This window comes from Niallia sp. FSL R7-0271 (assembly GCF_038005785.1).
Lineage (GTDB): Bacteria > Bacillota > Bacilli > Bacillales > Cytobacillaceae > Niallia.
In genome coordinates this window covers 1,188,163-1,207,155 of the sequence record NZ_JBBOTZ010000002.1, presented here as the reverse complement: position 1 = coordinate 1,207,155, position 18,993 = coordinate 1,188,163, and the positions used below count along the sequence as shown (strand labels likewise).

Sequence of the window (18,993 nt, the reverse complement as noted above, 5' to 3'; positions counted from 1 at the left end):
ACTCCCAAAAGACTTCGCATTACATATTTAATCAATTAATGATCCTTTGTCCGTACTGGAAGTAAAAGTAACAGCAGCTCCTCCTTTTCTTTCTGTTCTGTGCTAAGACTATCTTATAAACCGAACCTTAAATGAATCTTAAATGGAAGAATCAATGAATAAATTTTAAATTTGACTTTGAAAAGTGTTATGATTATCCTCATGAAATATGTTTTTAGACTTTTATTAAACTAGGTAAGGGGAAGTATAATGAGAATCTTAATCGTCGAGGATGAAGTGGGTCTTGCTGAAGCATTAGCGCAAATTCTGAGTAAAAACAATTATTATGTGGACATGGTGCATGATGGAGAAACAGGGCTGGATTTTATCCTCACCGGCATTTATGATTTAATACTGCTTGATATTATGCTGCCTGAACTAGACGGAATAACAGTTTTGAGAACAATTCGAGATAGGGGAATCGCAACTCCTGTTGTAATGCTGTCTGCAAAAGGAGAAGTTCCAGATAAAGTTTCAGGACTTGATAATGGTGCAGATGATTACATCGCAAAACCGTTTGCTACTGATGAACTGCTGGCAAGAATAAGAGCGGCACTAAGACGCAATAATGAAGTAGTTCCAGAAGATTCCTTGAAATTTGGAGATCTGGAGTTAAATATGTCTACCCTTATGTTAATGTGCAAAAGCAAAGATTTGAAATTAATTTTAAAAGAGGGCAAGTTATTAGAGCTGCTTTTAATTAGAAAAAATACGGTCACATCGAAAGAGCAAATCATTGAAAAATTATGGGGGCTTGATTCAGATGTTGAACATAATAATGTGGAAGTATATATTTCTTTTTTACGAAAAAAACTAGCTTTTTTAAATTCAATCGTCCAAATAAAAACAATAAGAGGGGTCGGGTATATTTTGGAGGTGGCATCAGATGTTCACAAAATTACGTAATCGCTTCTTAATTGCCAACATGGCTACCATCATCATTATTATGCTAGCAGCATTTATCTCTATCTACATTATTACTTGTCAAAAAGTAAATAGTGATATAAACATTAATCTAGAAATGGTATCTGATTATTATCACAAAAAAAGCAAAATCAGCAAGGATGACAAATCACCACCTTCTCAAGGTGAACAAACCGGCTTTTCAAAGGATGAACTTTTACCATGCTTTGAGCTGAGGACAGATGACAAGTGGAATATACTATCTTCACAATCTAAATTAGACCTAGATAATGCATTCTATGAAAGAGTTATAGAGGAGATATCAACAAGTGACTCTTCTAAAGGACGCTTAAAGCTAAATGATACTAATTGGGCATATATGGTGGAAGAAAATCAGTCAGGCTATTATGTTTATGCGCTTGATGTTACGGCCGAGTTAAAAGTCGTCGATAATTTAATTTATACCTTTATTCTTGTAGGTATTATTATGCTAATTATCGTGTTTATAGTTAATAGGTTTTTGGCTAACCGTTATATCGCGCCAGTCAAGGAAGCGTTTAATAAGCAGAAGCAATTTATTTCTGATGCTTCTCATGAATTAAAAACACCGCTATCTGTCATTCATACCAATACAGATGTACTATTGAGCAACCAGGAAGATTTAATTGCGAATCAATTAAAATGGATTCATCACATTAAAACAGAAACAGAAAGAATGAAGTTGCTTACCAATGACCTGCTTTACCTGGCAGAAATGGATGACAAACGCTCTGACTTAGTTTTTGCTCCTTTCAATATAAGCAAAGTAGTCGAAAGTGTCATTCTGACAATGGAAGGTGTTATCTATGAAAAGGAAGTCAATCTTGAGTATCATATCGAACCTGAGTTAAACACTTTTGGTAATGTGGAGCAAATGAAGCAACTAGTGATGATTTTAATAGATAATGCTATTAAGTACACAAATCTTCAAGGCTTAATTACAGTAGATCTAAGAAAGCGTCATAATGAAATATTACTAGAGGTAACAAATACGGGAGAGGGGATTACATCAGAGCATTTAGAAAAAATATTCGACAGATTCTATCGTAATGACCCTTCCCGTTCGCGGAAAAATGGTGGAAACGGCCTTGGTTTAGCTATTGCTAAATCGATTGTAGAGAAACATAAAGGGAAGATAACAGTGAAAAGTACTCCAGGTGGTATTACTACTTTTACGGTGCGCTTGAGTTAAAAAAGGAGGAGCAAAAATAATTGCTCCTCCTTTTCCATTTGAATTTCACCGAGTCAACAATCCCTTCTTCGACGATTGCTTCCACAGCAAAAATAGAAAATATGGTGCCCCAATTAAGGCAGTGACAATCCCTGCTGGAATTTCAATTGGAGGGATTATTCCTCTCCCGATACAATCAGCAAAAAGCAGCATTATTGCTCCAATTAATGTGGTTGTTGGAATAAGATAATGATGAACTGTGCCAACTAGCTTTCTGGCAATATGGGGACTGATTAGTCCGACAAAGCCAATCATTCCTGCTGCAGCAACACTTGCACCAGTCAATAGGACGGATAATCCCATTAAAATTGCAGTGGCCGTTTCTGTTTTGATACCTAGACCGATTGCCGATTCTTTTCCTAGGATGAAAATATCGAGAGTTTTTGCTAGAAAAAGAGTAACAGTTATTAAGATAACTGCCCATGGCAGGAGGTCAATTACCGATTGCCATGTACGTCCAAATAAGCTGCCGTTCAGCCAAAGCAAGGATGTCTGCAGGTTTGTATTCATCTTTAAAATAAAGAGCTCTACACATGAACCGCAAAATGCACTAACAGAAACACCGACTAACGCCAATCGGGCAGGTTCGGTACCGGTGCGTTGATAGGCTAGTAAATAAACAGCTGCCGCAGCAATAGTGCCGCCGATAAAAGCGGCGATACCTGTAAGGGAGGGAGACGCTGCCGGAAACAGCAGGGAAAACCCGATTGCTCCAATGCTTGCTCCGCCTGTTATACCTAATGTATCTGGTGCAGCCAATGGATTTCGTAATATTGATTGAGCTATTACACCAGCAACAGCTAAGCATCCGCCAACGAGTAAGGCTAAGACAATTCGGGGCAGTCTGTAAAAAACTATAATGTATGTTTCGTTGTATTCTCCTAATCCTATCACGGAAGAGATGACTCGAAGTGGTGGAATAGGCACTGCTCCCAGACCAATATTAATAACAGCCAGGGTTAGGAGGACTACACACAAACCCATCATAATAAAAAGCGGATGTCGTTTATAGTTCACATAACTCAACTCTTCTCTTTCATTTTTTTAGTGCGTGACAGGTAGACAAAATAGACGGAACCTAATAAGGCGGTTAAAATTCCTACCGGTGTCTCAGCAGGGAACATGATAAACCGGGAAAGGATGTCTGCAACAACTAATAAACAGCCGCCATATAAAGCACTTAATGGAAGCAACCATTTATAATCTTGTCCGGCCAAGTAGCGGACAATATGGGGGATGATTAAGCCGACAAAGCCAATCGGTCCGACAATGGATACGGTTGCGCCGGCGAGCAGTATGACTAGTATGCTTACATAAAGCTTGATCGCCACAAGTCTTTGCCCTAAATTAATGGCGACTTCTTCTCCTAACAGCAATATGGTCAAGGAGCGATGGGAGCAAAAGGCAAAAAAATAAACAAGCAAACTAAGCGGCAGCAGAAGATAGACATCGTCCCAAGTGGAACCTGCTGTCATACCAGCCAGCCAAATAAGAATTGTTTTGATGGATTCTTCATTAAATATTAAGATTGATTGAGTTGCAGACGAAAAAAACGCTTGAATAGCAATGCCAACGAGTGAAATGCTAACAGCGATATTTCCTCCTCGAAATACCACACTCATGATAAAAATAAGCAATGCGGCGACAGTAGCACCGATAAATCCTGTAATGATGAGCCAATAGCCGGTAATCGCCGGAAAGAATACTAAGCAAGATACTACCGTTAAAGAGGCCCCAGCATTAATGCCAAGTACACTCGGTGAAGCAAGAGGATTGCGCATTAACGCTTGAATCAATGCCCCAGCAACAGCTAGATTTGCTCCAGTAATCATAGTAATAAGTAATCTTGGCATTCTAACATCCTGGAGAATGATTGCAGACTCTGATTCTGAGTTTGAAAACAAATCGGTTATTATTTGGGTGGATGAAAAGGAAAATGCACCAATTTTTAAAGAAAAAAAGCTGGATATTAGCAGAATTACTAGTCCTGCTGCAAACACGAATGATAGATTAAACCGGGAAGCTATGGAATTTCACCTCCAAAAAAAGAGAACGACTATAAAGTCATTCTGCATTTTCTGTTTTCATATTTTGTAAGATTTCTGTAAGTTTCTCTTTATTATCCTCAATAGCTAACAATGTTCTCCGGCGGGACCAGTCATTATGACCAACCTCGTAAACTTGCTTGCTGCTGACAGCAGTCAGTTTATTCCACAAAGGATCCTCTTTTAATGTTTCCAAAACAGAAGGAGCATCTTCCGTAATGGTCACAATTAATGTATCCGGATTGATTTTAAGAAGCTGTTCAATCGTTAGCTCTTGAGTTGTTGCAGTATCATCTTGCAGTGCATAATTAACACCTAGCGTTGTTAAGAAACCAGGTGTAAAAGCAGAGGGAGTCGATACACTAAATACATTTCCTTCACTGTATCCTGCTTGTAATACTGTCTTATCCGTTACTTCCATCTTTGATTTTAGTTCCTCACTTAATTGATTATGCTGTGTAATCAGTTTTTCTGCTTCAGACTCTTTATTTAATGCTTCACCTAGCTTTGTTGTAGTTTCTACTACCGTTTCATAGTTTGCAGCATCGTCTTTAAAAGCAACGGTTGGCGCAATTTTTTGTAGTTCCTCGTAAATGCTCTCATGACGGTCAACATCAACAATAATCAGATCAGGATTAAGACTTCTAATTACTTCTAAATTTGGCTGGGCACGTGTGCCGACTGATGTGTATCCATCGATTAATTTCATTGTATCTTCAGCAATTCTTTCTGGCTTATCATCATCTGCAACACCGATTGGTATCACGCCAAGAGCAGCAGCCGTTTCTGTTAAGCCAAGCTCTAATGTAACAACTCGCTCCGCTTTATCAGGAACCTCTGCTGTTCCAAGCTCATGTGTAACAGAGTGTGTAGCTACATTTTCGCTATTTGTATTTTCTTGACCTGCTGAACATCCAGCTAGGAATAAAGAAAACAGTGCAGCAACTAGGACAGGTTTTGTTTTAAAAGATGTTATGTACATTTTTCCCCTCTTTTTTCTATATTTTAGTTATATTGAGAATGATAATCATTATAGATTGGTTTGTCAATTTAATATTTTAATATTCTTTTAATTAAAACTACTAGTCTAATTAAAATGAACCATAAAGAGGGGAGTTATAGGTATAAAAATTATTAACTAGATAATTTTATTCGAATATTAAGTTTAGATTTGTAAATTATATTGGAAAATTTCATTGTTCAATATTATAATAGTTGTAAGTATAAGTTTGGTTTTAATGGTATTTGGTGCATACAAGTAGGGATTTTAAGTAAGCGCTTAAATAATTTTAAAGGAGATACTAAATGAAGCGAAACGATGAAAGTAACTCATTGGCTGAATCAATTGTTGCTCAATATCAATTTAATGATGCAGATAATATAGGAAGAGACAGTTCCAAATATGAAAATCATGCAACTGCTGAAGGGAAGATTAAACCAGTGGCAGAAACTGTTGGCGGGAGAAGTGCTGTTACGTTATCAGGCGGAGCGAGCGGGACATCCTATTTAAAGCTTCCAGCTGGGTTGCTTGAAGGAGTTACCGATCAGACTGGATTGACCGTCAGCACTTGGCTTTCCTTAGGGAAAGGGTCCAATGTTTGGGAAAGAATCTTTGATTTCGGAAAAGGGGAAACTGGACCGTACCTATTTTTAACGAGAAATTTACGGGGCAATTGTTTTGCTGGTTCGGATTTAATTGCTGATGCTAATAGAACATACTCTTCTGGAGAATGGCTACATGTGGCGATGACAGTCAGAGGCACAGAAGGTGGAACGTTAAGCAGTGCAGGTCCAGTTATTTATGTGAATGGTGAAATTGTTGCAGACGGAACAATCAGCCAGACTTCAAGCGGTGCATATGCAAAGCTGCGCGAATGGTTTGAGACTTTTACTGATCAAGATAACTACAGCAATAATTTTATTGGAAAATCGCAATTTGAGGCAGATGCTGACTTTTGCGGCTCGTTGTCCGATATCCGTGTATATAAGACTTGTTTAACACAAGATGAAGTAATTGAAGTGATGTGTGAAACACTTTCTGATACGGAGATTGTCGAGCTTGCCAGAGATAAATATTTATCATTTCCAATTACGGTCGTTTCAAAGGATGTTACACTTCCTGAAAGTCTTATGGGAGCGAAGGTGGCAGTCACATGGAAATCAAGTAATCCAAGCTTACTGTCAGATGAAGGGAAATTAGGCGAAATTAGCGAGCCGGAAGGAGTTACTTTGACAGCTGTGTTGCGTAAAGGAACGGAAACAGCGGAAAAGGAATTCTCATTGTCTGTCCTGCCTGAAGGAGTTCCATCTCATGTATTAACAATCGACGGAAATCAAGAAATCTTAGATATAAGCAAGACATTATATGGCTTGTTTTATGAAGATATTAATAACGCCGCAGACGGGGGCATATATGCTGAACTTGTCCAAAATCGTTCCTTTGAATCTTTTTTATTCGATACATATTCCCATACATCCGGTGTGTGCGGCTGTTCAACAGGAAGAAATCATCAGCCGCTTCATGCCTGGTATGGCGATATCGAGTCTGTTACCGTCCACAATACAGGCGGGTTAAATGAATTTTTCGACATAATGGATAAAGACGTTAATACACATTATCTTACTGTTCCAAATGGCAGCACACTTATCAATAAAGGCTTCACTGATTCTAATCATCATTGTGCCATGTTTATTAAAGAAGGAGATAAATACAATTTTACTATTTGGGCAAAAGCAGAAAATCAAGGAAGCATTCATCTGCAGCTTCAGGATAAAGATGGTGCAGCAATCAGCGACACAGTAACGATTCATGTTGACAACAGCAACACATGGAAAAAATACGGGGTAGATGAAAGTGTTGTTCTTACAGGTTCGCAGTCCATGCTTGGACAGCTGGCCTTAACATTTAGCGGTGACATTTCAATTGATATGGTATCTTTAATGCCACAGGATGTTTGGGGAGCTAGTGAGGAAGGAAGATCAGCAACTGCACATGAAAATTATCAAGGAAATCCGAACTATCGACTGCGGAAAGACTTAGTGAATGCATTAGCAGATCTGCATCCAACCTTCCTTCGTTTTCCAGGCGGCTGTATTTCAGAGGGCTCTTATATATGGGAGAATGTGTATGAATGGAAAGACTCTGTCGGTCCTATCGAACTGCGTAAGGAAAACTTTAATGTTTGGGGCTATATGATGACCATGGGTTTAGGCTATATGGAGTACTTCCAATTGGCTGAGGACTTGCACGCAATTCCGTTACCGGTTATGGCTTGCGGTGTGCTTTGTCAAGCGCGTTCTGATTATGTCCATCCTGCAGGCGGGGATTTAAGAGATTACTTTGTTAAGAGCTTTACAGATTTAATTGATTTTGCGATCAATACAGATTTTGAAGGTAATGAATGGGCAGCATTGCGTAAACAAATGGGCCATGAAGCACCATTTGAACTTCCTTATTTAGGTGTTGGCAATGAAAACTGGGGTACAGAGTTTTTTGCGAACTTTGAATATTTTAAAGCAGCAATTGATGCGTATATGGTGAAGCATTACCCAGACCATAACCTGCAAATAATCTCAACAGTTGGTGCGCAAGCGGATGATGATGCCTATCAGGAAGGCTGGAAATTCTTAAGCGGTAACTTAACAGAAGCAGCAAACGTCAGCTTTACAGACGGCAAAACAGTTACCGAAGAAACAGTAACATGGTATGAAACACAGCCTAATTATATGGATACAATCGCAGATGAGCATTACTATCGTTCCAATGATTATCTGTTGAATAACGCAGATAGATACAATTATTACTATAGAGCTTATCAGGCTGATGGCAGCATAAATGAGGCAGAAATTTCAAAAGTGTTTGTCGGCGAGTTTGCGTCTACTGACAAGAATACATTAGCAGGTGCAGTTGCTGAAGCAGCCATTATGACTGGGTTTGAAAGAAATTCAGATGTTGTCCGTCTGGCTGCCTATGCACCACTGTTCAACAAAGTACTTACAGATGGAACTTACCGTTGGACACCAGATTTGATTTGGTTTGATGACGAAACAGTCTGGTATACGCCAAATTATTATGTACAACAGCTGTTCGGAAAATATCTTGGTACGAAATTGCTTGGAACATCCTTTTCTTCTTACCAAAATGGGAGCTTGACTGAGCTTACAGCAAGAGGCGGCATTGAAATAGCTTCCGGAAATGCAGAGGTTGAAGTGAAGTCTGTTAAGGTGATTGAAAACAAAAGCGGAGAAGTATTGTTCCAACAAGATTTCAGAGAAGAATTGCATGCTGCATGGCAGATGATTCCAGGTGCAGCAGGGTATACGCTTGATAAAGAAAGAGGCCTAGTATTAAAGCCGCAAAACAGTGGTCTAAACGGCTTGTATATCCAAAATGCAGCATGGACGAATTATAAAGTAGAGGTTGTAGCATCGAAGATCTCTGGCAATGATGGTATATATGTAGGTGTCGGATTAACCGATATTTCGCCAGAGAAAAAGGATGTACTGGAGTATGCGATCGGCTATAATGGCAACGCAACAGGAGTGAAGGTTTATAAGCAAGGTGTTGAAGGTTATAGACTAGGCGATTACTCATCCAGCACCGCAGCAGGAAATCTCCGCTCCAGCAGCTATGAAGAGCTTGCTGTTAATACGCCTTATTTAATTACGGTTAATTACGGCGGAGAAACAGGCAATCGACTCATCTGTTCATACACAGACGGAACCTTCAAAAGCAAAGTGCTAGATTATAAACTCGAAGCTTATAATCGGGATATCTACCACTCTGTCACAAAAGATGATAACCATGTATATGTAAAGCTCGTAAATGCAGATCCATTTGAAAAAACAACGAAGCTAGAACTAAAAGACATAGTTGTCAATCAGACCGGCAAGATGATAACAGTTACGGGAGATGCTTCGCTAATTTCTACTCCGAATGTAAACAAGAAAAATGCAGAGCTGATTGTACCAGCAGAAACAGAAATAAGCCTTGAGGGTAATGGTATAGTGGTTACTTTAGCTGCAAATTCGGTGAATGTGCTTGTGTTAAAGCGATAATGATCATTTAAATGAATGCATCTGATTAAAATCAGGTGCATTTTTTTAAATAGTGGCGTAGTCTATTTCACTATATCATTTCATCTGGTATCATTTGGTTAAAAATAGGGAGTGGTGGTACAGTGCAAAACATAAATATCCCTGAGCGCATGAAGCATTATAATGTAGCAGGTTTAAGTGTTTCTGTTATTAAAGATTGTCAGATTTCCCAAATTGATAATTATGGTGTTCTTGAAGCAGGTACGAGTAAAATAGTGAACAATCATTCCCTTTTCAGTGCTTGTTCCATCAGCAAGTTTTTAACAGCTGTCTTGGTAATGGTGCTATCAGAACAAGGGATTCTTGATTTAGATGAGGATGTAAATAACAGGCTGACATCATGGAAAATCCCCAACAATTATTTAACTAAAAAAAAGGGTGTAACATTACGGAATTTGTTATGTCATCAATCTGGGATACAAGATCCTAAAGATAGTTTTATAGAACGAAAAGACACGGTTCTTCCCACTATGGAAGAAATATTAACTGGTGAAACGCCATATTGCCAGTCTCCGATTGAAGTGCAGTATGAACCAGAAAGTGACTTTCAATATTCGGATGCTGGATATTGTATTATCCAGCTGCTCATAGAGGATGTAACTGGAAAACAAATAGAAGAAATTATAGAGGAGTTCATCTTTCAACCATTAAAAATGGCGAACAGCCGTTATCCAAGCCGTATAAGTGACATATCCCATAATTATTGCTGTGGCCATGACAAGGATGGAAATGTCATGCAAGAAAAGTATCCATTATATCCATATCCCGCAGCGGCAGGACTTTGGACAACTGCAGCTGACTTGTCACTATTAGTAATAGAAGTTATGAATGCGCTAGATGATCAAAGTAAAATCGGCATTTCTCCAACTGCAGCAAGAGAACTAATTACCGCACAAGGCTGCAGAAGCTGGACAGGACTTGGCGTGTTTCTCGAAGGCGGAGAGATTTCATCATTAGGTTGGGGAAGTGGATTTCAATGCATGATGGTAGCGTACCCTAAGTTAAGAAGAGGGTTAATTATCATGACTAATGGTAATACAGGTGTTCACCAATTTAAAGGAATTATCGGAGAAATATATGATTCTTATATTAGAACAAAAAAGACATCTTACAAAGAGTAAGATGTCTTTTTTGTTTTTAATTTGACCAATATAATTATCATTTTGACAAATATACTTGTCAAAACAAAATGCATAATTTACAATAAATGTATGAGGTGAGAAAATTATGAAAAGTCGTTTAAAGGAGCTGCGGGCACGGGACGGTTTAAATCAAACTCAACTCGCCAAGCTTGCCAAGATAAGCAGGCAAACAGTCAGTTTAATTGAACGGGAGGAGTTTATTCCTTCACTATTAATTGCAGTGCGGCTTGCCCGGATATTTAATGAGCCTGTCGAAAATGTATTTTTTATAGAGGAGGATGAATGATGAGAACATCGATTAAAATCATTGTTAGTGCAATTCTCGGGTTTTTTAGCTCGATTCTGATCTTGAAAGGCTTTGAAATAAATTTTGATCCATATGTAGATGAGTTTGTAATTGCAATATTTATTATTATTGTGATTGTAATGGGGGTAAGCTTTGGATTATACAAGCAGATTATTAGTTTAAATAATAAAGATGTCGATGGAGAGGAAGAAGATGCAGTAGACATCCAAATTTATAAAAAGCTTTCAGATTATGCGTTATTGACTTTTTCTAATTTCATTTTTTCTTTGCTAGCGTTATGTATTACGCTCATTACCAATAAAGAAATTGTAATTATTATACTCTCCTTAATTACCGTTTTAATTTGCTGCATTTTAATGTCAATTATGATGAATCTGTATAGATTGGTGCAACCACATCGCCCAATCATTCCAAGGTCTTCGCATAAAGATTATGGAAATGCCCTATTAAACGTCGCTGATGATGGAGAAAAACATGTGATGTTAATAGGTTTTTATAAATCATATCATCTTTTTTGCACAGCTTTACTAATAGCAATCATGTTCGCCACATTCTATTCCATCTCATCAGGTAATTCACAAATTTTCTCCATAATAGCTATGAGCATTGTTCTAGTGCTGGCAAATGGCAAATATTATTTATCCATTCGCAACAAATAGGTAACTTTTTGCAGTTGATACTCGTATTAATGATAAAAAAAGAGAGGGTTGAAGACGTGGAAATTGATTTTTTCTGGATAGGTGCAGGGTTGGCATTGTTGGGTTATTTCATCGGAAATGGTTTGAAAAATTTTAAAAATCCTAAAGGCAGTCCATCAGGAACTCCTTTATTAATTAAAGAACGAGATTTATTTGTTTATTTAAGATTACGCCCTGAAGAGGTTAGAGAACTGTTGGAAAAATATCCTGATGCACCTAAATTGGTATTAAAAGGAACTACCTATTATCCATACGAACAATTGGTTCAATGGTTGTCGTCGGAGGATTTGTATAAAAAACAATGATATTTGCCTGCTGCCTTTAGGCGGCTTTTTTTCTAACAAATAATGGTACAAATAAACAGATTTATGGTATTCTTGATTTAGAATATTTTGACAGGAGGCTATCCAATGTAGAATTCCCCGCTTTCTTAAAACTTAATAAATTAAGAAGTGAGGGCTACCTATGTCAAAATTTAAAAATGAGATGTCATTTAGGTTTCTTTGGCTTGGCCAAATGTTAGCTAATCTAGGTGATGTCATCTATACAGTTAGTTTAACAACAATTGTTTATAAAGCAACTAACTCTGTAACATTAATGTCGCTAGTGCCATTTGTTATCACCATTACGGCATTATGCAGCGGTTTTTTTGCGCCGATTATTCTTGATCAATATAAACTGAAATGGATTTTATTTTATTCGCAAAGTGGTAAGACGCTGCTGCTTTTCCTGCTTTGTATATTAATACCGACGATTCAGTTAGATAACTTGATTCTATTGTATATACTGATTGCCTTCATATCCTTTTTAGATGGATGTGCTACGCCAGCCAGAAATGCACTAGTCCCAGTTCTCGTACAAAAAGAGAAACTCGTCAAGACAAATAGTTTTTTAGCTGTTCTTGACCAAATAACGCAGTTAATCGCCTGGCCGATTGGGAGCATACTGTTAGTTATTTGGGGAGGGAATCATCTTCTTTGGCTGACTTTCTGTTTATTCATTATTTCTTCATTGTTTATGTTTTATATTAAACAAGATCAGCAACCAAAAAACGAAGTGATTATTTCTAAGTGGTCCTCCATTAAAGAAGGCTGGATAATTATTTGGGAGAATAGACAACTCCGATCTATTAGTTTAATGAATATTTTTGAAACCTTTGCTAATGGCGTTTGGATTGCTGCGATTTTATATGTATATGTAGAAGAAGTTCTTCATAAGCAAGAGTTTTGGTGGGGGATAATAAATGCATCCTTCTTTGCAGGCATGTTTTTTGGTGGTTTAATTGTCTATCGAATTGCAGATAAGCTGGAGAAAAAGCTGGGGTATTACATTATCTGGTCCACCTTCTTACTAGTGATCCTTACATTAGCCTTCGCGCTAATCTCGAATGCTTGGATTGCCTTAATCATTTCGTTGTTATTTGGATTTCCTCAGATGGTTAAAGACGTAGCTGAGGTATCCATTTTCCAGAAAGCAGTTAGGCAAGAGGCGCTTGCTAAAGTGTTTTCTGCAAGAGGGACTTTAATGTATGCGGCATTCGGTATTTCGTCTGTTTTTTTAGGATGGCTTACTGAAGAGTTTGGGGTGGTATGTACTTTCCTAACAGCCACAGCTTGCTTTTTGCTTTCTTTTATTACCGGGATACAGAACCGTATGTATTTAGCAGCGAAACAAGAAACTTTAAGATAACTGCCAAGTTGGCAGCTATCTTTTTTTATCAAGATAGCCACATTATTGTAGAAAGGAATAATAGATTTGTTCAAGAAAAAGAGGTATGTGGCAGCGAGTATTATTATAGTTTTATTTGTTTTTATGTGGTTTACTACCCCTTCAAATACAGAATTTGATCAATGGTTAATTGCAACAAATGGACTTGACTGCAATTCAAATCAAATATGCTCAATAGACAATATCATGATAAGCAGCAGTACTTCTAATCTATCTAATTTCGGCGTTTATGCAACTTATGAAAAGGAATTTGATTTCGAAAATGGAGAAAAACTAACTGTAAGAACGTTAGGAGTTTTCAATAAGATGCTTACGATAGAAGATGAAAGAGTTTGGGAGATAATTGATTAATTGCTAAAGCCTTAGGTTTCCGTTGGGAGGAGATATCCATTGAAATGGCCGTTTTCTAAACGTAAAAAAGACAATCCTGCAGACAGATTTTCAGATGGCTATATAGAAGAACTGCTTAAAGATACAGACAATATCGAGCTAACAAGAATTCCCGCTATTTTTCCCTTATTGTTAACACGTTCTGATGTGTTGAAAAGAAGAACAGCTAGTATGCTTACTAAACATGTTGCGTGCTTAACCATCCTTGAATTGGCAAAACTTGATGCCTTGTTTCGAGAACGAACTTCATTAGACTGGTCCATGGATTGGAGTAAGGAAAACCCGGAGAATTTATTATTGCCAAATATGCCGGAAGAACAGAGAGTGATTATTTTAGGGTTGTGCAGCTTTCACCCAAATGGCTATTTCCGTGAAAAAGCTTTAATTCTATTAAATCAATACACTTCAGGTAAAGAGTGGCCATTTTTGCTTTTGAGATGTAAGGATTGGGTTGCAGCAGTGAGGGGAGCAGCTGATAAATATGTGGAGCGTCGCTTAAATGATAAGTATATGGCTGAAATTGTCTCAAGTCTTCCTCTTGTTTTTAAGTGGCAACTTAAGAAAGAGCATCTTTTTCAACAAGTTGCTCAAGTTTTATCACAGCCAGAATCATTGCCTTTTCTGAAAGAGGGGACAAGCGCAAAGGATAGGAACGACCGGTATTTTTGTTATCAAATGATCATGCACGCAAATCTATATGATAAGGAATTACTAGTAAACCTATATAAAAAGGAAAAGGACCCTCTTTTGCGGCAAAGTTTGTTTAATGAATTAGTAAGTAGTCTCAAAGCTCATGAATTTAAAGAGCATTACTCTATTTTTAAAAGAGATAAGTTTCCTTCGATTCGTTTAAAGGGATTGGAGGTATTTCACTCCTACTTTCCAGAAATAAGTGGCAGGGAATTGGAAGCGGCACTTTTAGACAAAAGCAGTACTATTCGCTATTTTGCTAGATTTTTATTAAAGAAGCAAAAAACATCCATAGATTTCAGCAGCTTTTATATGGGTATGTTGAATGCTAACCAGTATATTCGTGAAAGCTTATTAGGAATAGGGGAGACAGGCAGTAAAGAACAAGCACAGCTAATACAGCCGTACTTGTATCACAGCCGTATTTCCATCACAAAAGCTGCTATCCATGCTATATCGAAGTTAGATGGAGCAAAGTATAAGCAAGAATTTATTCAGCTTCTGCAATCGGAAATGATAGGCATATCCAAGGCTGCACGAAAGGCAATAGCACAGCATTATTACGAAGATATAAAGGATTACTTATATGATATTTATAAGGAAGCAAGCTATGAACATACTAAATATAATATAGCCATTTTATTATGTTCTTTATCCAAATGGGAAGCAATTTTTTATAGTATAAGTTTTTATGTTCAATGTGAAAACAGAGAAGTTTCCAGATTAGGTAAGTCTGCTCTTTTGAAGTGGATTAATCATTTTAATCGCAGCTTTGTGACACCATCATCAGAGCAAATGAATGCATTAATAACTTTATTATCAAGCAATCGTGAAAGACTTCAAAACGAAGAAGCAACAGCAATTGAGTTTTATATGAAAGGCTTTCATTGAAGATAAGAGGATAGCGGTATCCACTATCCTCTTAACACTTAATGTGCTTCGTTTAAAGCATCCTGCTCGGTATTTTTGTTAATCTTTGCACGTCTTCGTTCGAGTTCAATATCCATTTCGGCCCGTTTGTCATCTAACTTATAGAAAACAATCGTTATGCCAATCAGCACACAAATAATAAGCGGAACCAAGATAAAGCTGATCTCAATATATTTTAAAGCGCTTTCAGTTTGCGTTGCATTAGGTACATATCCACCGATTTTAAGGAAAACTCCTACAAGGGCGCTGCCAAGACCTAAGCTGACTTTTACAAAAAAACCTTGGAATGCGGCAATCATTCCAGAAATACTGCGATTATTTTTGTACTCGGAATAATCAATAACGTCCGGCTGTATCGCAAATGTTGTCCCAAAGATGCCGTAAATGCCAAGACCAGTTATCGTTAAGCCGGCAATCAGCATGGCAGGGGATGTTTTTCCAAAGTAAAGGACTAAATCTCCAACAATATAAATTAAGGTGCTTAAAAGCAAAACATTTTTCTTTGCCATCTTTTTTTGGAGCCAAGGCAATAATAGCAGGATTGGCAATCCGGAAAGAATTCCGAATATCCCTACAAATGTGAGCCAATCGGTTCTGCCAAGATTATAGGTGAAATAGTAGATAACAGTCGTATTTCGGATAACATATAGACTAAAGTAGAGAAAGTTTAATATAAAAAATATAGCAGCAGGGGCTGTTAATCCTTTGAAATCCTCTTTAAAGGAGGACTTGCCAGGCTGGACGGTCGGCGGCACAACTTCCTTTGTATTCATAAAGGTGAACACAAAGACAAGCACAGCGACAATGCCATATATAGTCATTGTAACTAAATAACCTTTTTGGTCATCTCCTTGACCGAAGAAATTTACCATCGGTGTGGTGATGGTCATTACTAATGCAGTCCCAAGCAATGCACAGATCATTCTAGTTGATACTAACCAGTTGCGCTCATGATTATCGGAAGTTAACCGAGGTACAATCGTGTTTAATGGAATATTTACGACGGTATAAGCAATGTTCAACAAGCAATAAGTGATATACGCCCATAGAATTTTGCCTGACATGCTGAAATCAGGAACGATGAAGGTCATAATAGTAAACACAGCAAAAGGAAGTGCCCCAATAATGAAGTAAGGTCTCCCTTGACCCCATCTGGTTTTCGTTCTGTCCACCAATAATCCCATGCCAGTATCAGCAAAAGCATCGATGATTTTCGTTACTAACATTAAAGTACCTGCAACCGCTGCCGAAATTCCGAAAACATCTGTATAAAAGAAAAGGAGGTAGGATGCCATTGTACTAAATACGAGGTTGCAGGCAAAATCGCCCGCCCCGTATCCAATTCTTTTTCTCCATTTATCCATATTTATCACAACTCCTTTTTACTGCTGCTAAATTCATACTGTAGCTGCTGATATTTTTGTCAACGTTTTCATATCTGTTTTTAAGTTTTGGTAAATAGATTTATAAACTTTGTAATAGTCATTATATTTCTTGTGATTGTCTTCAATCGGCATAATCTTCTCATCAAGAACCTGCCACTTTTTCACATCTTCAAAGGAAAGCAAACCAGTACCAATTCCAGCCAGCATTACATCCCCCATATTTGCTTCGACATCGTGAATAGGACATACAACTGGATAGCCTGTCACATCAGCAAAAATTTGTCTCCATAATTTTGATTTAGTAACACCTCCTGCAAGCAAGATTGATTCACCTACATTTTCGCCTGTTGCTTCAATGGCATCTCTTAAACTGTAGGCAACCGCTTCCAAAAAGGCGCGATATATATGTGCTTTCGTATGTGCTAAAGATAAACCGACAATGGTGCCTTTCGCATCTGAATCCCAGACAGGACTTCTTTCGCCCATAAAGTAGGGAAGAACAACTAATCCTTCACTGCCAGCAGGTATATTGGCAGCCTGTTCATTTAATACATCATAAGCATTTTTCCCGCCTGCTTTTTCTGCTTCTAATTCAAATTGGCATAGCGTTTGTCTAAACCACTTTACGATTGCTCCTGCAGTAGCTCCACCAGCAAAATAGTATGATAGTCTTTTAGCATCGAATAAATACGGCCAAACAATTAAGTCTTTTCCTTTCACTGGCTGATCAGAAATCAATGCGGCGCACATGGACGTGCCAATAGCTGCTGCATATTTGCCAGATTCAAACACACCAAGGCCAATATTAGCTGCACCACAGTCAATCCCGCTGGCGATAACAGGCATTCCTTCTGCAAGTCCTAACTCTGCAGCTGCTTCTTTTGTTAACCCGCCGATCATGTCTGTTGATTCAACGATTTTTTCTGGCATCATGGAATAGGGGATTCCCATTGCATCGAGCAATTCCTTTGACCAAGTGCGGTTATTCATATCAAAAATCCCGCCAATATTACCAGCTGAAGAATAATCAATCGCCACTTCTCCGGTCAGTTTATAAATAACATAATCATTCGGAGGCAAGAACAGCTTCGTTTTTTTCCAGTTTTCCGGTTCGTGATTTTTCATCCATAATATTTTCGTGTAGCCGTAGTAAGGATCGGCGCCATTATGGGTAATTTCCAGCAGCTTTTCTTCCCCGATAGTATCTAACACCCATTGCGTTTCGACAGAAGCTCTGCGGTCCATCCAAATCATACAAGGTCTTACAGGCTCCATATGCTCATCTAGTGGAATGCCTGATCCGCCGTACAGTCCGCTAATAGCAAGTCCGCGAATGTCTTCAGGATGAATTCCTGCTTTTTCAACCGTGTTTCTGATAGAAGCTTTTGCAGCATCAAGCCAAACATCAGGCCACTGTTCAGCCCATAAAGGCTTTGGTGTTAACACATCATATTCTTGGAGATCTTGAGCAAGCAAGTTTCCTTCTGTGTCCATTAAAATGGTTTTTGTACCAGATGTTCCGATGTCTGTACCGAGTAAGTAGTTCATTATGATGACCTCCTATGAATCTATTAAATAGCAGTGAATGCACCATCGATGACAAAGTCAGATCCTGTTGTAAAGCTGCTCGTATCGCCAGCAAGATAAACACAGATAGATTGTAATTCATCCGGTCTTCCCATCCGTTTAAGCGGTGCCATTTCATTCCATTGAGCAATTAATGGCTGTAAGCTTGGCGAATTCAAGGTAAGCTCTGTGCCGATATATCCTGGGCTGATGGAATTAACGCGCACATTTCTTGTTGCCCATTCTACTGCCAATGATTTAGTTAATTGAATAACTCCTGCCTTTGAAGCATTGTAAGAGCATTGCGGTTGTGGAACATTAACAATATGACCTGACATGGAAGCTGTATTAATAATAGACCCGCCGCCTTGTTTTAACATGACTTTTCCAGCAGCTTGGGCGGTTAGAAATACACCAGTAAGATTAATGTCGACTACTTTTTTCCACTGTTCAAAGGTCATATCTTCAGCAGGGATATTCATGCAGATGCCGGCATTGCAAAAGGCAACATCTAAACGGCCAAAATGTTCAAGCACAGTATCAATCATAGCGTTTACATCTTGTGGGTTAGTAACATCTGCTTTAATAGCAACGGATTTAATCCCATTGTTTGCTTCTAATTCTTTTGCAGTCTTGACCGCTTCTTCAATATCTAAATCTACAATAGCGATATCTGCGCCAGCTTCAGCGAAAGCGGTTGCGACACTCTTTCCAATACCTCTAGCACCGCCTGTAACGAAAATCTTTTTTCCATCCAGTCTCATTTTTTCAATAATGCCCATATTTATCATTCCTTTTCGTTA

At 38.2% G+C, this 18,993-nt stretch carries 16 protein-coding genes; 10 read left to right on the top strand and 6 right to left on the bottom strand.

Features of this window, described 5'->3' with window-relative positions:
- Window positions 1-249: 249 nt before the first annotated feature.
- On the top strand, window positions 250-945 hold the full coding sequence (locus MKX82_RS26025; RefSeq protein WP_233315088.1) for a response regulator transcription factor: 696 nt from the start codon (window positions 250-252) through the stop codon (window positions 943-945).
- Window positions 926-2,173: a sensor histidine kinase gene (locus MKX82_RS26020; RefSeq protein ID WP_237942893.1), complete on the top strand. Its 1,248-nt coding sequence runs from the start codon at window positions 926-928 to the stop codon at window positions 2,171-2,173. The genes MKX82_RS26025 and MKX82_RS26020 overlap by 20 nt, the downstream gene beginning before the upstream one ends.
- Before the next feature lie 45 nt (window positions 2,174-2,218).
- Here the strand turns inward: MKX82_RS26020 and MKX82_RS26015 are convergent, their stop codons facing one another.
- The 3 genes from MKX82_RS26015 to MKX82_RS26005 form a co-directional block, all read right to left on the bottom strand.
- Complete coding sequence (locus MKX82_RS26015) at window positions 2,219-3,229, bottom strand: FecCD family ABC transporter permease (RefSeq protein ID WP_341081212.1); 1,011 nt, start codon at window positions 3,227-3,229, stop codon at window positions 2,219-2,221.
- 5 nt (window positions 3,230-3,234) lie between these two features.
- Window positions 3,235-4,212, bottom strand: a complete 978-nt coding sequence (locus MKX82_RS26010) for a FecCD family ABC transporter permease (protein ID WP_341081210.1) — start codon at window positions 4,210-4,212, stop codon at window positions 3,235-3,237.
- Between the two features lie 64 nt (window positions 4,213-4,276).
- Window positions 4,277-5,239 (bottom strand): ABC transporter substrate-binding protein, encoded by a 963-nt coding sequence (locus MKX82_RS26005; protein WP_341081208.1) that lies wholly within the window; start codon window positions 5,237-5,239, stop codon window positions 4,277-4,279.
- Between the two features lie 323 nt (window positions 5,240-5,562).
- Here MKX82_RS26005 and MKX82_RS26000 point away from each other — a divergent pair, with 323 nt between their 5' ends.
- From MKX82_RS26000 to MKX82_RS25965, 8 genes are all read left to right on the top strand, one after another.
- Window positions 5,563-9,315 carry an alpha-L-arabinofuranosidase C-terminal domain-containing protein gene (locus MKX82_RS26000; protein WP_341081206.1) on the top strand — a complete coding sequence of 1,251 codons (3,753 nt, stop codon included), beginning with the start codon at window positions 5,563-5,565 and terminating at the stop codon, window positions 9,313-9,315.
- 149 nt (window positions 9,316-9,464) lie between these two features.
- Window positions 9,465-10,475, top strand: a complete 1,011-nt coding sequence (locus tag MKX82_RS25995) for a serine hydrolase domain-containing protein (protein ID WP_341081645.1) — start codon at window positions 9,465-9,467, stop codon at window positions 10,473-10,475.
- Window positions 10,476-10,581: 106 nt separating this feature from the next.
- Window positions 10,582-10,782, top strand: a complete 201-nt coding sequence (locus MKX82_RS25990; protein WP_233315094.1) for a helix-turn-helix transcriptional regulator — start codon at window positions 10,582-10,584, stop codon at window positions 10,780-10,782.
- Window positions 10,779-11,462, top strand: coding sequence for a DUF3169 domain-containing protein (locus tag MKX82_RS25985; protein WP_341081202.1), 684 nt, complete (start codon window positions 10,779-10,781; stop codon window positions 11,460-11,462). The genes MKX82_RS25990 and MKX82_RS25985 overlap by 4 nt, the downstream gene beginning before the upstream one ends.
- Window positions 11,463-11,518: 56 nt before the next feature.
- A complete protein-coding gene (locus MKX82_RS25980; RefSeq protein ID WP_233315096.1) occupies window positions 11,519-11,806 on the top strand; it encodes a DNA-binding protein in 288 nt (95 codons plus the stop codon).
- A 160-nt stretch (window positions 11,807-11,966) separates the two neighbouring features.
- Window positions 11,967-13,190 carry an MFS transporter gene (locus MKX82_RS25975; RefSeq protein WP_341081200.1) on the top strand — a complete coding sequence of 408 codons (1,224 nt, stop codon included), beginning with the start codon at window positions 11,967-11,969 and terminating at the stop codon, window positions 13,188-13,190.
- A 123-nt stretch (window positions 13,191-13,313) separates the two neighbouring features.
- Complete coding sequence (locus MKX82_RS25970; protein WP_341081197.1) at window positions 13,314-13,580, top strand: hypothetical protein; 267 nt, start codon at window positions 13,314-13,316, stop codon at window positions 13,578-13,580.
- A 39-nt stretch (window positions 13,581-13,619) separates the two neighbouring features.
- Window positions 13,620-15,200, top strand: a complete 1,581-nt coding sequence (locus MKX82_RS25965) for a hypothetical protein (protein ID WP_341081194.1) — start codon at window positions 13,620-13,622, stop codon at window positions 15,198-15,200.
- 38 nt (window positions 15,201-15,238) lie between these two features.
- Here MKX82_RS25965 and MKX82_RS25960 read toward each other — a convergent pair whose 3' ends face one another.
- From MKX82_RS25960 to MKX82_RS25950, 3 genes are read right to left on the bottom strand one after another with little or no spacing between them, the layout of a single operon-like run.
- On the bottom strand, window positions 15,239-16,603 hold the full coding sequence (locus MKX82_RS25960) for an MFS transporter (protein ID WP_341081191.1): 1,365 nt from the start codon (window positions 16,601-16,603) through the stop codon (window positions 15,239-15,241).
- 33 nt (window positions 16,604-16,636) lie between these two features.
- Complete coding sequence (locus MKX82_RS25955) at window positions 16,637-18,172, bottom strand: FGGY-family carbohydrate kinase (protein WP_341081188.1); 1,536 nt, start codon at window positions 18,170-18,172, stop codon at window positions 16,637-16,639.
- Between the two features lie 23 nt (window positions 18,173-18,195).
- Window positions 18,196-18,972 carry an SDR family oxidoreductase gene (locus MKX82_RS25950; RefSeq protein WP_341081185.1) on the bottom strand — a complete coding sequence of 259 codons (777 nt, stop codon included), beginning with the start codon at window positions 18,970-18,972 and terminating at the stop codon, window positions 18,196-18,198.
- Window positions 18,973-18,993: the final 21 nt, after the last annotated feature.

What these genes read in the sequence shown, in the direction of transcription:
- MKX82_RS26025 (WP_233315088.1), top strand. Translation starts at nt 250, where the DNA reads ATGAGAATCTTAATCGTCGAGGATGAAGTGGGTCTTGCTGAAGCATTA.
- MKX82_RS26020 (WP_237942893.1), top strand. Translation starts at nt 926, where the DNA reads ATGTTCACAAAATTACGTAATCGCTTCTTAATTGCCAACATGGCTACC.
- MKX82_RS26005 (WP_341081208.1), bottom strand. Translation starts at nt 5,239, where the DNA reads ATGTACATAACATCTTTTAAAACAAAACCTGTCCTAGTTGCTGCACTG.
- MKX82_RS26000 (WP_341081206.1), top strand. Translation starts at nt 5,563, where the DNA reads ATGAAGCGAAACGATGAAAGTAACTCATTGGCTGAATCAATTGTTGCT.
- MKX82_RS25995 (WP_341081645.1), top strand. Translation starts at nt 9,465, where the DNA reads ATGAAGCATTATAATGTAGCAGGTTTAAGTGTTTCTGTTATTAAAGAT.
- MKX82_RS25990 (WP_233315094.1), top strand. Translation starts at nt 10,582, where the DNA reads ATGAAAAGTCGTTTAAAGGAGCTGCGGGCACGGGACGGTTTAAATCAA.
- MKX82_RS25985 (WP_341081202.1), top strand. Translation starts at nt 10,779, where the DNA reads ATGATGAGAACATCGATTAAAATCATTGTTAGTGCAATTCTCGGGTTT.
- MKX82_RS25975 (WP_341081200.1), top strand. Translation starts at nt 11,967, where the DNA reads ATGTCAAAATTTAAAAATGAGATGTCATTTAGGTTTCTTTGGCTTGGC.
- MKX82_RS25970 (WP_341081197.1), top strand. Translation starts at nt 13,314, where the DNA reads ATGTGGTTTACTACCCCTTCAAATACAGAATTTGATCAATGGTTAATT.
- MKX82_RS25960 (WP_341081191.1), bottom strand. Translation starts at nt 16,603, where the DNA reads ATGGATAAATGGAGAAAAAGAATTGGATACGGGGCGGGCGATTTTGCC.
- MKX82_RS25955 (WP_341081188.1), bottom strand. Translation starts at nt 18,172, where the DNA reads ATGAACTACTTACTCGGTACAGACATCGGAACATCTGGTACAAAAACC.
- MKX82_RS25950 (WP_341081185.1), bottom strand. Translation starts at nt 18,972, where the DNA reads ATGGGCATTATTGAAAAAATGAGACTGGATGGAAAAAAGATTTTCGTT.